This window comes from Lentzea aerocolonigenes (assembly GCF_000955955.1).
GTDB classification, from domain to species: domain Bacteria; phylum Actinomycetota; class Actinomycetes; order Mycobacteriales; family Pseudonocardiaceae; genus Lentzea; species Lentzea aerocolonigenes_A.
Map to the genome: position 1 here is coordinate 1 of NZ_JYJG01000290.1, position 11983 is coordinate 11983.

At 68.5% G+C, this 11983-nt stretch carries 18 protein-coding genes; 14 read left to right on the forward strand and 4 right to left on the reverse strand.

What is annotated here, in order from left to right:
- From UK23_RS33020 to UK23_RS33035, 4 genes are all read left to right on the forward strand, one after another.
- Positions 1-538, forward strand: a 538-nt coding sequence (locus UK23_RS33020) for an AAA family ATPase (protein WP_045315634.1), incomplete at its 5' end; no start/stop codon positions are given.
- 37 nt (positions 539-575) lie between these two features.
- Positions 576-959, forward strand: a complete 384-nt coding sequence (locus UK23_RS33025; protein ID WP_045315635.1) for a hypothetical protein — start codon at positions 576-578, stop codon at positions 957-959.
- A gap of 37 nt (positions 960-996) precedes the next feature.
- Positions 997-1671: a metalloregulator ArsR/SmtB family transcription factor gene (locus tag UK23_RS33030; protein ID WP_231114796.1), complete on the forward strand. Its 675-nt coding sequence runs from the start codon at positions 997-999 to the stop codon at positions 1669-1671.
- A gap of 1 nt (position 1672) precedes the next feature.
- On the forward strand, positions 1673-2047 hold the full coding sequence (locus tag UK23_RS33035) for a VOC family protein (protein WP_045315636.1): 375 nt from the start codon (positions 1673-1675) through the stop codon (positions 2045-2047).
- A gap of 2 nt (positions 2048-2049) precedes the next feature.
- On the opposite strand, the gene UK23_RS33040 is transcribed toward UK23_RS33035, so the two are convergent.
- Positions 2050-3213, reverse strand: coding sequence for a cytochrome P450 (locus tag UK23_RS33040; RefSeq protein ID WP_045315669.1), 1164 nt, complete (start codon positions 3211-3213; stop codon positions 2050-2052).
- A gap of 88 nt (positions 3214-3301) precedes the next feature.
- Between UK23_RS33040 and UK23_RS33045 the strand changes: the two genes are divergently transcribed.
- The 6 genes from UK23_RS33045 (at position 3302) to UK23_RS33065 (ending at position 6915) form a co-directional block, all read left to right on the forward strand.
- Complete coding sequence (locus UK23_RS33045) at positions 3302-4036, forward strand: hypothetical protein (RefSeq protein ID WP_045315637.1); 735 nt, start codon at positions 3302-3304, stop codon at positions 4034-4036.
- 196 nt (positions 4037-4232) lie between these two features.
- Positions 4233-4409: a peptidase gene (locus UK23_RS52075; RefSeq protein WP_156213557.1), complete on the forward strand. Its 177-nt coding sequence runs from the start codon at positions 4233-4235 to the stop codon at positions 4407-4409.
- A 50-nt stretch (positions 4410-4459) separates the two neighbouring features.
- A complete protein-coding gene (locus UK23_RS33050) occupies positions 4460-5233 on the forward strand; it encodes an SDR family NAD(P)-dependent oxidoreductase (RefSeq protein WP_045315638.1) in 774 nt (257 codons plus the stop codon).
- A 37-nt stretch (positions 5234-5270) separates the two neighbouring features.
- Positions 5271-5585 carry a hypothetical protein gene (locus UK23_RS33055; protein ID WP_045315639.1) on the forward strand — a complete coding sequence of 105 codons (315 nt, stop codon included), beginning with the start codon at positions 5271-5273 and terminating at the stop codon, positions 5583-5585.
- The gene (locus UK23_RS33060; RefSeq protein ID WP_045315640.1) at positions 5582-6478 is read left to right on the forward strand and encodes a WXG100 family type VII secretion target; all 897 of its coding nucleotides are present in this window, start codon (positions 5582-5584) and stop codon (positions 6476-6478) included. The genes UK23_RS33055 and UK23_RS33060 overlap by 4 nt, the downstream gene beginning before the upstream one ends.
- Positions 6475-6915: a hypothetical protein gene (locus tag UK23_RS33065; protein WP_045315641.1), complete on the forward strand. Its 441-nt coding sequence runs from the start codon at positions 6475-6477 to the stop codon at positions 6913-6915. Before UK23_RS33060 ends, UK23_RS33065 begins: the two co-directional genes overlap by 4 nt.
- 1 nt (position 6916) lies before the next feature.
- Here the strand turns inward: UK23_RS33065 and UK23_RS33070 are convergent, their stop codons facing one another.
- Positions 6917-7468, reverse strand: coding sequence for a hypothetical protein (locus UK23_RS33070; RefSeq protein ID WP_052685279.1), 552 nt, complete (start codon positions 7466-7468; stop codon positions 6917-6919).
- 65 nt (positions 7469-7533) lie between these two features.
- Here UK23_RS33070 and pyrE point away from each other — a divergent pair, with 65 nt between their 5' ends.
- The 4 genes from pyrE (at position 7534) to UK23_RS33090 (ending at position 10273) form a co-directional block, all read left to right on the forward strand.
- Positions 7534-8088 carry an orotate phosphoribosyltransferase gene (gene pyrE / locus UK23_RS33075; RefSeq protein WP_045315643.1) on the forward strand — a complete coding sequence of 185 codons (555 nt, stop codon included), beginning with the start codon at positions 7534-7536 and terminating at the stop codon, positions 8086-8088.
- A gap of 62 nt (positions 8089-8150) precedes the next feature.
- Entirely contained in the window at positions 8151-8519 is a 369-nt protein-coding gene (locus UK23_RS33080; protein WP_045315644.1) for a DUF2784 domain-containing protein, read from the forward strand.
- The gene (locus tag UK23_RS33085) at positions 8479-9156 is read left to right on the forward strand and encodes a TrmH family RNA methyltransferase (RefSeq protein ID WP_045315645.1); all 678 of its coding nucleotides are present in this window, start codon (positions 8479-8481) and stop codon (positions 9154-9156) included. Before UK23_RS33080 ends, UK23_RS33085 begins: the two co-directional genes overlap by 41 nt.
- A 25-nt stretch (positions 9157-9181) precedes the next feature.
- Positions 9182-10273 (forward strand): glycoside hydrolase family 76 protein, encoded by a 1092-nt coding sequence (locus UK23_RS33090; RefSeq protein WP_156213558.1) that lies wholly within the window; start codon positions 9182-9184, stop codon positions 10271-10273.
- On the opposite strand, the gene UK23_RS33095 is transcribed toward UK23_RS33090, so the two are convergent.
- Both UK23_RS33095 and UK23_RS33100 read right to left on the reverse strand, forming a co-directional pair.
- Positions 10263-10994, reverse strand: coding sequence for a sugar phosphate isomerase/epimerase family protein (locus UK23_RS33095; protein ID WP_045315646.1), 732 nt, complete (start codon positions 10992-10994; stop codon positions 10263-10265). The genes UK23_RS33090 and UK23_RS33095 overlap by 11 nt on opposite strands.
- Entirely contained in the window at positions 10988-11965 is a 978-nt protein-coding gene (locus tag UK23_RS33100) for a LacI family DNA-binding transcriptional regulator (RefSeq protein WP_045315647.1), read from the reverse strand. The genes UK23_RS33095 and UK23_RS33100 overlap by 7 nt, the downstream gene beginning before the upstream one ends.
- Positions 11966-11983 lie beyond the last annotated feature (18 nt).

Consider the following 11983-nt stretch of genomic DNA (forward strand, 5'->3'; position numbering starts at 1 on the left):
GGCGCACCCGGACGTGTTCGACGTGCTGCTGCAGGTCCTCGACGACGGCCGCCTGACCGACGGTCAGGGCCGGACCGTGGACTTCCGCAACACGATCCTGGTGCTCACGTCGAACCTGGGCTCTCAGGTCATCGCCAACCCGTCGCTGACGGAGGTGGAGCGCAAGGACGCCGTGATGGGGGTGGTGCAGCGGCACTTCAAGCCGGAGTTCCTGAACCGGCTCGACGACGTCGTGGTGTTCCACGCGCTGGCGACCGAGGAACTCACGTCCATTGTGGACATCCAGATCGCTCGCCTCGCCGACCGCCTGGCGGCCCGCCGGCTTTCCCTGGACGTGACGGCATCGGCGCGCGACTGGTTGGCGCTCAACGGTTTCGACCCGGTGTACGGTGCCCGGCCGTTGCGCCGGCTGGTGCAGTCGGCGATCGGTGACCAGCTCGCCAAGGAGCTGCTGGCCGGTGAGGTTCGGGACGGCGACACGGTTCGGGTCGACGTGCTGGACGACAACTCGGGCCTGATCGTGGGCCGTACCGCGTGACCTCGAATCCCCTGCGAGACCTGTAGGTTGGGGTCTCGTGGGGGATTTTCGCTATGTCCGGTACCAGGCGACCGAGTCCAACGCCCGCGGCCACTTCACCGGGGTCTTCGGGCTGGCGAACGGCTTGCGTCGGCGCGGTGAACTCACCGACGAGCAAGAAGCGTTCGTGAGCACCAACAATGCCTGGTACGACGCGGCCTACACCGATCCCTCGACGGTCGATGCGACCGTCTACGACCGCGAGGTCAATCCCGGTGCCCGCGCGTGGTTCAAGGCTGAGGCGACGCACCTGATGGAACGCCTGCCCGGCTACCTGGAGATTCTCGACGCGCACGGCGTGAAATGGCAGCGCGTGGAGTCCGACGATCCCGGCCGCGTCGTCTACGAGGACGCGGACCAGGTCGTCGTCGTACCTCATTAACCAGTGCATCAAGCTGGATTGATGTATCGTCGGCGACGTGGCCGGTGAGACGTTGCCGCTGTTCCTGCGGCTGATGGCAGACCCGCTGCGCTGGCGGCTGGCGTGCGAGCTGGCCGCCGGCGACCGTCGGGTGCGCGAGCTCGTGGCCGCGGTCGGCCAGCCGCAGAACCTCGTCTCCTACCACCTGCGCCAGCTCAGGGACGCAGGCCTGGTCACCGCGCGGCGGAGCAGTTCGGACGGGCGGGACACCTACTACCACCTGGACCTCGGGCAATGCGCGCAGGAGCTGGCAGCCACCGGCGACGCCCTCAAAGCCGCAGCGCCCACGGGAAAGCGGGTGTTGTTCGTCTGCACCGGCAACAGCGGCCGGTCACCCATGGCCGAGGCACTGCTGCGGCACCGGACCGGCGCACATGTGATGAGCGCCGGCAGCCACCCGAAGCCGTTGCACCCCAGCGCGATCAAGGCGCTGAAGCCGTACGGCATCAAGATCGACCACCAGCCGACGCACCTGGATGATGTGCGCCGCAACCGGTTCGACCTCGTGATCAGCCTGTGCGACCGGGTGCGCGAGGTCCTGCCCACCTTCGCCGGGAGGCCGCGGCTGGCCCACTGGAGCATTCCCGATCCCGCGCGCGACCCCGATCCCGTCACCGCGTTCCAGCGCACCGCCGAAGAGCTCGACGGGCGCATCCGACTCCTGGAGGTCTGAGATGACCACCGATCTCGTGAGCGTGCGGTACCTCGTCGACGACGTGGAAGCCTCGCTCGCCTTCTACACCGAGAACCTCGGGTTCACGGTCAACACGAACTTCGCGCCCGCGTTCGCCGACGTCGTCCGCGGCAACCTGCGGCTGTTGCTGAGCGGGCCGACCAGCTCGGCGGGCCGGGAGATGCCCGACGGCACCAAGCCCGGCCCCGGCGGCTGGAACCGCATCCACCTGATCGTCGACGACATCGCGGCGGAAGTGGACCGCCTCAACGGGAAAGTCCGGTTCCGCAGCGACGTCGTGAAGGGGCCGGGTGGTCAGCAGATCGTGCTCGACGACCCGTCCGGCAACCCGATCGAGCTGTTCCAGCCCGCCTGAGCTCACCAGGTGACGGGCAGCGAGACCAGCGCGCGGACGTTGCACTCCATCCGGTACGTCAGCGACGACTCGTCGACGGCGAGCCTCAGGCCGGGGAACCGCTGGAGCACCGACGTCAGCGCGATCCGCAGCTCCAGCTTCGCCAGCTGCGCACCCAGGCAGTAGTGCGGCCCGAAGCCCATCGCGAGCGGCGCCGCGTCATCGCGACCGACATCCAGCCGGTCCGGATCCGGGAACACCGAAGGATCCCGGTTGGCGGACGAGAGCACCGGCAGCACCGCGGCACCGGCGGGCAGCCGCACGCCGTCCAACTCGACGGCCTCGGTCGTGACGCGCGGCAGGGTCGCGGCCATCAGCCGGGAGAACCGCAGCAGCTCGTCGACCGCGGTACCCATCAGCGTCGGGTCGTCGATCAACCGCTGCATCTCCGCCGGGTGGCGCAGCAGCGTCAGCAGCGAGTTGCCCAGCTGGTTGACGGTCGTGTCGTGCCCGGCGGCCAGCAGCATCTGCAGGTTCGCCAGCAGCTCGGACGACGTCAGGTGCCCGCCCTCGTCGTGTGCCAGCACGAGCGCGGTGATCAGCTTGCCGTCCGGGCGAAGGCGCTTCTCCTCCACCAGGTCGGCGAGGTAGCCCTGCACCTCGTGCTCGACCTCGCGCAGCTCCTCCTGCGTGAGACGCCCGGTCATCAGGCGCCCGGTCCAGCGCCGGATGTCCGGCGCGTCGGAGTAGGGCGCTCCGAGCAGCTCGCAGATCACCATCGTCGGCAGCGGCACGCACAACCCGCTGACCAGGTCCACCGGCGACTCGTCGAGCAAGGAGTCGACGATCTCCTGGACGCGCGGTTCCAGCAACGCGACCATGCGCGGGCTGAACGCGGAGGCCACGAGCTTGCGGGTGCGGGCATGACGCCGGCCCTCCATCGAGGTGAGGACCAGCGGGTTCGCGGCGGACGGCAGGGTGACCGGGCCACCGGGGCGGGTGGCCTCCTCGCGGCTGAAGCGCGGATCGGTGAGGACCTGCTTGCAGGCGGCGTAGGACAGGGCCAGCCAGATCTCGATCGGTCCCATCGTGGCGGGCACGACGGGACCGCGTCTGGCGAGGAGTTCCTGGGCTTCCGGTTCGTTGTCCAACGACCGGTCGGTGGTGAACGGGAACGTGGCGGACATGCCCTGAACCACGTCGAATCGGCGCGCCCAGTTCACGACTCGCGGAAGTGATCTTCGTTCCACCGGCTGGACCCACTACGCTTCAGCTGTGGGCATACCGGCGTGGGTCTGGTTCACCGTCGCCGCGGTGGCGGGCGTGGCGGGGTTCGCCCTGCTCGCGACCGACCGGGCGCAACGAACCGCGCGTAATCGTGAACGGCGCCGTTGGGCTGCCCTGCGCGGCTGGCAGTTCGAGGAGACAGACCACGTTCTGCCGACTCGCTGGGAAGCGGGAGCCATCGCCTACTACGGCACCGGGCTCGCCCGTGACGTGGTCGCGGGCTCGACCTTCACCGCGGACGGGCGCAGGCAGGTCTACGTGCTCGACCACGAGACCGGCGGCAAGGTCAACTCCGTGCTGGTCGGCGTGCGCTGCCGCAGAGCGCTGTCGGTGGTGATCGAGCTCTGGCTGTCGACAGTGCCGTTCCAGCGCGACAACGACAAGATGCCGATGCCGGACCTGCTCGGTCCGGTGGGGTCGCGCTACGCGTTCGTCACGGACGTCCCGGCCGCTCGCAAGATCATCACGCCCGACCTGATCGACGCCGCCGAGGAGATCGGTGGCGACGTCACGGTCGTCTGGCTGGAGAACGACTGGGTGCTGGCCGCCGCGCCGCCGAACTCGTCGCCCGCGCGCCTGGAGCGGCTGCTGCGCGACATCGGTGAGCTGGCGGACGTCATCGACCCGTTCGACCCGGACCCCTCCGAGCACGAGGAACCCGTGGCGGAGGACGACGAGGGCGGCGAGGTCTACCGCCCGTCGTTCGGCCGCAAGCAGCCGTAACCGAGCTTTCCTCGTAACACAGGGTGAGACACAAGTCTGGCTACCGTCTGTCCACAGGTCGCTGCCAGCGGTATTCCAAACCGTCACCAAAGTGGTGTGAGCTAGGTCACACTTCACTCTGTGTAAAACATTCGCAGATGATTCAGATACTCCCTGCGTAAGCGTCGTGTCCCCGAACCCCCCGGAGGGAATCACGATGTACGGAGGAAAAGTTGCCGCACCCGTAGCCGTTGCGGGCACGGCGTCCACTGTGACGCTGGCTTACACGGGTGCGTCGGTCGGCTGGTTGCTGGCGGGCGGAGTCGCTCTGGTCGTTTCGGGCCTCGCGCTGCGCCTCATGGTTCTTCGTCGCCCGGCGAAGAACGGCGCGTGATCATCGGCGTGCTTCCGACCCCGGCCTAGACCCGACTACCGTGCGGTGGCATGCCAACCGCACTGGTGACCGGATCGACCGTCGGGATCGGGGCCGCCTTCGCCCGCAGGCTCGCCGCCGAGGGATACGACCTCGTACTGGTGGCGCGCACCGCGTCCGCGCTCGAGGAGTTCGCGAAGCAGCTGCACGACCGCCACGGCGTCAACGTGGACGTGCTGCCCGCCGACCTCAGCGACAAGGCTGACCGGGCCAAGGTCGAGGCGCGCCTCGCCGAGTCGGCCGTCGACCTCCTCGTCAACAACGCCGGCTTCGCCAACACCGGTGAGTTCTTCGCCGCCGACATCGAGAAGCTGCAGGCCCAGCTGGACGTCAACGTCGCCACGGTGCTCAGGCTGAGCCGGGCCGCGATCCCCGCCATGATGGCGCGCGGCAAGGGCGACGTGATCAACGTGTCCAGCGTCGCCAGCTTCCTGCCCGGCCGCGGCACCAGCTACAGCGCCGACAAGGCGTGGGTCACGACGTTCTCCGAGGGCATGAACCTCGCGGCCGAGGGTTCCGGCGTGCGGATCATGGCTCTGTGCCCCGGTTTCGTGCGCACCGAGTTCCACAAGCGCGCGAACATCGACATGTCCAAGACGCCGAGCTGGCTCTACGTCGACGCCGACAGGTTGGTGCACGAGGCCCTGCGCGACCTGCGCCGCGGCAAGCCGCTGTCCATTCCCGGCCTGCAGTACAAGGCCATCGTGACGATCACGCGGCTGCTCCCGCGCCCTCTGGTGCGCAGGTTGGCGTCCCGGTTCGCCGGCGGCCGCGGCCGGACGTGATCGGAACCAATCGGACCAAAGGCGCGTCGGAGCCCTCGTGAGTGAACAGTTCCACGTCGTGCCGGACGAGCTGCGCGGATACAGCGAGCTGCTGGACCGCAACGCCCAGCACTTCCTGACCATCAAGGACCACGCGATCTCCAAGGGCGGTGACACCAGCGGGTTCACCGGCCTGCTGACGTTGCTGCACCCCGTCGTGACGGGCGTCGCGAACCTCTACGGGGAGACGCTGGACTTCGCGAACAAGATGATGCTCAAGGACTCCGACGCGCTTCAGAAGACCGCGGACACCTACGAGAAGGTCGACCTCCACGGCGTCCAGCTCATGCAGCAGGCCGGAGGTGGCCGATGACCACGGCATACGCGGATGTGCAGGATCCCTCGGCCGCGCTGAACGCCGCGGCTGAGGACCGCCCTGGCCGGCAGACCACCAAGGAGCTGATGGAAGCTGCCGGGTGGAAGCTGCAGGGCGTCAACTGGATCTACGAGAAGGTCACCGGCGAGAACCTGATCGAGGCGCTGATCACCCCGTTGGTCGGCGACTTCGAGAAGATCGACGCCAACGCCAACGCGTGGGACCAGGTCGCCAAGGCGCTGGACTCCGTGCGGCACAACGTCGGCGAGGGCGTCGGTCAGCTCAACCCGCACTGGAACGGCTCCGCTGCGCAGGGTTTCGAACGCCGCATGGACACCATGTGGGTCGTCGCGATCGAGGCGGACTCCCAGGTCGCCCGGATCATCGGCAACAAGTTCCAGTCGATGGCGTCGGCGTGCCGTTCGGCCACGAAGATCGCCTTGTTCCTGCTGGACAAGCTCTGCACCATGCTGCTCGAGGCGGCGATGACCGCGGTGATCCCGGTCGTCGGCTGGGGCCGCGCGGTGTGGATGGTCTACGACGCGATCCAGGTCGTCGACGCGATCCGCAAGATCATCCAGTCGATCATGACGCTGATCGAGGGCGTCAAGGGCATGGTCGACGGCATCGTGGCGATGGGCACGGCGCTGATGAAGCTCAAGGACGTCCAGGACGTCAACGACTTCCTGGACGTCGTCGACGGTGTGCAGGACGGCAAGCAGAAGTTCGACAACGGCAAGTCCGCCGCGAAGTCCGGTGCGATCGGTGTCGGCCTGGGTGCCTACAGCCTCGGCAAGGCCGGTTCCGCGGCTTCCGGGCGCGGGACCCCCGCACCTGCGCCCGCCCCGGCTCCTGCTCCTGCTCCTGCTCCCAGTGGCGGTCAGCAGTGACGTTCCCGTACGACCAAGCGCGTCTGCAGGCGTTGTTCAACGACGTGGACTCCCGGATCGACGACCTCGGGAAGGTCGCGACGGCCGCGTCACAGGTGCAACGCCGGTCGCGTGGCCTCTCCGAGCAGGACCTCGCCGAGATCGAACGGTTCGCGAAATCGCCGGGAGCGCCGAAGGAGCTCAAGGACCTCCAGCGGCGCGTCGAGTCGGGCGAGATGTCGTGGGCCGACGTCGCCTCTGGCCGTGCGGTGAACGACGAGGGCGTGCAGAAGGCGCTCGCCGTCGGTGTACCCGATCTCCAACGCGCCTACCGCGCGATCGAGGAGGGTCAGGACATCGACGACATCATCGCCTCGGGCACTCCCGCGGCTCGGCCACCTCGTGATGACGACGACGAGGACGACGGCCCCAGCCACTTCCGCAAGGACGCCTGGTAGGTCAGACCGGCCAGTCCACGCCGCCGCTGCTGGTGTGGCTGGTCCCGGTACCCCGAACGACGTCGAAGGCGACCGCGCAGGCGAAGCCCAGCGAGCGCAACGGCTCGGTGACGGCGGGATTGATCTGGACGTGATCCCGCCGGACCCGCTTGCCGTTGCGCTTGGCGCGCCGGCCGGTCTCGATGCGAGCGATGTCACCGAAGAGGCACAGCTGCTGACCGTCCGGGTCGTGGAGTGACTGCTGCCACGCGCCGTGCGTCTTGATCGTCCCGATCAACTGCCCCTGAGGCGTGCTCACGCGCACGTGCGGCCGTCGCCCGAAGCTCTTGCTGATGCGCATCATCGGCTGTCCGGTGGGCGCCACGACGTCGAGATCGAACGTCGTCCAGCCGGAGAAACCGGTGTGGCGCAACGGACGCTGCACACCCGGTCCACTCCGCTCGCGAACCACCGCGACCGGTGCGTCGTGCTCGTCGAACACCTCCACCCGGTAGTGCGGCCGGAACAACAGGCTCGTGAACGTCCACGGCTGTTCGACGAAGAGGGTGCCCACGGTGATGCAGGGTATGCGGCACCGATCGTCCAGGTGTGCGAAGCTGTCGACCTGTGCGAACTGAAGTGGTCTTGGACGCGAACGCGAAGTCGGAACTCGCTCGTCTGGTGAGCGAATTGGCCGTGGTGCACGGCAAGGTGACTCTCTCCAGCGGCAAGGAAGCCGACTACTACGTCGACCTCCGCCGGGCGACGCTGCACCACGCGGCGGCCCCTCTGATCGGCAAGCTCCTTCGCCAGCTCACCAGTGACTGGGACTTCGTCGCTGTGGGCGGCCTCACGCTCGGGGCGGACCCGGTCGCCTACGCGATGATGCACTCGGCTGCGGCCAGCGGTGACGTGCTCGATGCTTTCGTGGTCCGCAAGGCCACGAAGGCCCACGGCATGCAGCGTCAGATCGAGGGCATCGACGTGCGTGGTCAGCGCGTGCTCGCGGTCGAGGACACCTCCACCACCGGTAGCTCGGTGCTCACGGCCGTCACGACGTTGCGGGAGCACGGTGCCGATGTGATCGGTGTCGCAACCGTCGTCGACCGCGGCACGGGTGCCAAGGAAGCCATCGAGGCAGAGGGCCTGCAGTACCGCTATCTGTTGGACCTGAACGATCTCGGACTCGCCTGACCGGGTTTTATCGAGCGCGCTTCGAGCTACCCCGTCCTACATTGGAGGGCGGGGTGGTGCGAATGGCCAGGTTTTTGGCGGAAGCGGTCATGACGCTGCACTTCGCCGTGCTGGCGTTCCTGCTCCTGGGCGGGTTCGCCGCATGGCGCTGGCGCGGCGTGATCTACGCGCATCTGGCGATCGGTGCGTGGGCGATCCTCAGTCTGCTGATGCCGGTGACGTGCCCGTTGACGACCGCGGAGGAGTTCTTCCGCGCACAGGCCGGGATGCCGTCGCTGGGGACCGGGTTCATCGACTACTACATCGACGGCGTCTGGTATCCGGAGAGCGCGTCGACGCTGGTGCAGCTGGTGCTGGGGTCGATCGTGATCGTGTCGTGGATCGGCTTCTATGCTGGCCACCGTGCTGCTCGAAGGCTTTCACGCTGTTAAGCACGCGTTGCGCTTCGGCGCCGTGGTGCATCCGTTGATCACCACGGACCTGAGCGCGGCCGTCAGCCTCGCCGAGACGCACGCGCCGGACCTCGTCGAGCAGTTCAAGGCGGCCACCGAGGTCGACCAGGCGCACTTCAAGATCCGCGTCGGCCGCACGCATCCCACCGGGGTCGCCGGGTTCGCGGAGAAGCCGGACCTGCCGTTCGATCGCGACGCGCCGATCGTGCTGCTCGACAACCCGCGCAACCTCGGCAACTTCGGCGCCACCATCCGGGTGGCGGCGGGCCTGGACGCGGGCGGCGTGATCTCCACCGGCGACGTGGACCCGTGGCATCCCAACGTTCTCCGGGGCTCGGCGGGCCTGCACTTCGCGCTGCCCGTCGCCAAGGCGGAGAACCTCGACTTCACCGGTGAGCTGATCGCGTTCGACGCGGACGGCGATCTGCTGCGAGGCCCGATCCCCGACGACGCCGTGCTGGCGTTCGGTTCGGAACGGCACGGGCTCTCGCAGGAGGTCCGGGACAAGGCCACCAGGATCGTCCGGTTGCCCATGCGTGAGAAGGTCAGCAGTTACAACCTGACAACTTCCGTGGCCATGGGCCTCTACCACTGGGTGATTCACCGAGCTTCTTGACCGGTCAAGCACTCACCATGATTCAGTGGTGATCGCGAAACTGCTGGCGGCGCGCGCGGGCGTTGCCGAGCGCGCGGTGTACTCCAGGCACCTCCGGCGGGTCTGGGGTGTGCCGGGAACGCTGCTCGGGGCACGGGTGTGGCCCCCGCTCTTCCGGGACAAGCTGCACGTCCGCTTCAACTACTGGTGGCAGGCGCACCTGCTGGACTGCATGATCGACGGCTACCTGCGGTCGCCGAGCGAGCTGCGCAAGGCGGGCATCGCCAAGGTCGTGCGGGGCATCCGGATGCGCAACGTCCTCGGCTGGACCAACAGCTACTACGACGACATCGCGTGGCTCGGTCTCGCCCTGCAACGGGCCGAGACCGTCGTCGGCATCGCGAAACCCAAGGCGCTCAAGGCGATCGCCGAGCAGCTGCGCGACGGCTGGACCGACCACGCGGGTGGCGGCATCTGGTGGAAGCGGAACGACGACTTCAAGAACGTGCCCGCCAACGGCCCGGCCGCGATCTTCCTGGCCCGGCAGAACGAACGCACCGATCTCGCCCGTGCCCGGTCCACGGTGGACTGGATCGAGGACAACCTCATCGACCCCGGAAGCGGCCTCGCGTGGGACGGCCTGCACGTCCACCCGAACGGCGAGATCCGCGAGCACGAGAAGAACATCTACACGTACTGCCAAGGAGTTCTGCTCGGCGCGTGCGTCGAACTGGCGAAGCACGGGCAGCAGGACAAGTGGCTCGACAAGGCCGCGCGCACGATCACCGCGGTGCACGACGACCTGGCCACGAACGGCGTGATCAGGGGACAGGGCGGTGGCGACGGCGGTCTGTTCGCGGGCATCCTCACCCGCTACCTCGCGCAGGCGGCGCTCACGATTCCCGAGCTCGACCCTGAACGGGCGGTGACCGCGGACCTGGCCAGGGAGCTGGTGATCCAGTCGGCGGAGTCGGCGTGGCTCAACCGCGCGATGGCGGTGAGCGGCCCGTTGTTCGGTCCGGAGTGGACGGTCCCGGCGGACGAGCGCGAGGGGCGCGACCTGTCCGTTCAGCTCGGCGGCTGGATGTGCCTGGAGGCAGCCGCTCTGCTGGAACGGCACGGGCTCGCTAACCCCTGAGGTAGCTCAGCAACGTCTTGGCGTCCTCGCGGAACTGCTCCGGCGAGTCGTCGATCACGAACTCCAGCAACGCGTTGCGCTCGATCCCGTCGCGCGCGAGCTCGGTCAGCACCGGCTTCCACAGGTCGCGGCGCGCGGAGAGCGGCAACCGGTCCTGGTAGCCACCTTCGCCCCACGAGAAGACGTGCGCTGTCACCGGTTCCAGCGTCCGCACCTCGTGCACGGCGGAGAACACGTCCTGGCCTCCCCGCGGCTGCCAGTACGGCACCACGCCGTCGACCTCGTCGAGCAGCTGCACCGCGGACTCCAGCGTGTCCGTCAGCGTGTTCCGGTGGTACTCCAACGCGATCCGCGTGCCCATCGCGTCCGCGTGCTCGACGGCGTGCTGCAACGCCTCGACCACCGGCCCGCGGTCGGGGCACTCGGCAGACCCTGAAGTACCCGCCCAGACCCGCACCAGCGGTGCGTCCAGCTCGGCGGCGGTCTCCAGGATCGCCGCCAGTTCGCCGCGATCGGAGACACCGGCCCGGTAGTAGGACCCGTACGCCGCGACCTTCAGCCCGGTGTCCAGCGCACGCCGTGCCGCCGTGAAGTCACCGGGCGGCACGTGCACGTCGCCGCCCCACTCGACGGCCTGCAGCCCGCACTCGGTGGCCAGCTCGCCGATCTCCTCGACCGTGAGCTGCCGGAACGTCACCGAGACGAGGCCGGGGATCAGCATCCGCAGGACTGCCGGTGCATCAGCGAAGGCGCCAGCCGGATGGTCTCGGGCGGCCGCGTCGGGTCGGCGATCTTGGCGAGCAGCAGCTTCACCGCGGTCCTGCCGATCTCCTCGACCGGCTGGGCCAACGTGGTGAGCGGCGGTTCGATCAACGTCGCCCACTCGACCTCGTCGTACGCCACGACCGCGAGATCGGTGCCGAGCTTGAGTCCGCGGGCACGGGCTTCGTGCAGCATGCCGACCGTGACGAGGTGGTCCGCCGCGACGACCGCGGTCGCCGGGTCGTCCTGGTCGAGCAGCGGCGCGAGCCAGCCGCTCTGCGACACCAGCGCCTCGTCCCACTTCAGACCCGCGCGGCCGAGACCGAGCCGGTAGCCGAGGATGCGTTCCTCGGTCGTCGCCACGCCCGCCTTGCCGCAGACGATCCCGATCCGCCGGTGCCCGAGCTCCGCGAGGTGCTTCACCAGACCCGAGGTGGCCTGGACGTTCTCCGGCCCGACCTGGTCGATGTCCTTGGCCACGGTCAGCCGGTCCACCAGCACCGTCGGGATGCCGAGCTTCTTCAACTCCGGCAGCACGAGGCTTCCCCCGGCGCCGGCCGACGGTGTCAGCAGCAGGCCGTCGACGCGTCTCGAACGCAGCATCCTGACCGCTGTCTGCTCGGACTCGGGGGTGTCTCTGGTGTCGATCAGCACGAGCGAGTAGCCGTTGCGAGTCGCCTCCGACTCGATGGCGGCGATCAGCTCGGCGAAGTACGGGTGGGAGACCAGCGACACCGCGAGGCCCAGCGATTTCGTGCCACCCATGACCAGCGATCGCGCGATGGCGTCACCCGTGTACCCGGTTTCGTCGATCGCCTTCTGCACGCGCTCGCGCGTGTCCCCGGCGACCGGCCTGGTCTCGTTGATCACGTGTGACACCGTGGTGATGGAGACCCCCGCGAGAGCCGCGACATCCCGCATGGTGACCATGGCCAGGGACCTTACCCG

Excerpts from the sequence above, each read along its gene's own strand:
- UK23_RS33035 (WP_045315636.1), top strand. The coding sequence starts at position 1,673 with ATGACCACCGATCTCGTGAGCGTGCGGTACCTCGTCGACGACGTGGAA.
- UK23_RS33040 (WP_045315669.1), bottom strand. The coding sequence starts at position 3,213 with ATGTCCGCCACGTTCCCGTTCACCACCGACCGGTCGTTGGACAACGAA.
- UK23_RS52075 (WP_156213557.1), top strand. The coding sequence starts at position 4,233 with ATGTACGGAGGAAAAGTTGCCGCACCCGTAGCCGTTGCGGGCACGGCG.
- UK23_RS33050 (WP_045315638.1), top strand. The coding sequence starts at position 4,460 with ATGCCAACCGCACTGGTGACCGGATCGACCGTCGGGATCGGGGCCGCC.
- UK23_RS33060 (WP_045315640.1), top strand. The coding sequence starts at position 5,582 with ATGACCACGGCATACGCGGATGTGCAGGATCCCTCGGCCGCGCTGAAC.
- UK23_RS33080 (WP_045315644.1), top strand. The coding sequence starts at position 8,151 with ATGGCCAGGTTTTTGGCGGAAGCGGTCATGACGCTGCACTTCGCCGTG.
- UK23_RS33085 (WP_045315645.1), top strand. The coding sequence starts at position 8,479 with ATGCTGGCCACCGTGCTGCTCGAAGGCTTTCACGCTGTTAAGCACGCG.
- UK23_RS33095 (WP_045315646.1), bottom strand. The coding sequence starts at position 10,994 with ATGCTGATCCCCGGCCTCGTCTCGGTGACGTTCCGGCAGCTCACGGTC.
- UK23_RS33100 (WP_045315647.1), bottom strand. The coding sequence starts at position 11,965 with ATGGTCACCATGCGGGATGTCGCGGCTCTCGCGGGGGTCTCCATCACC.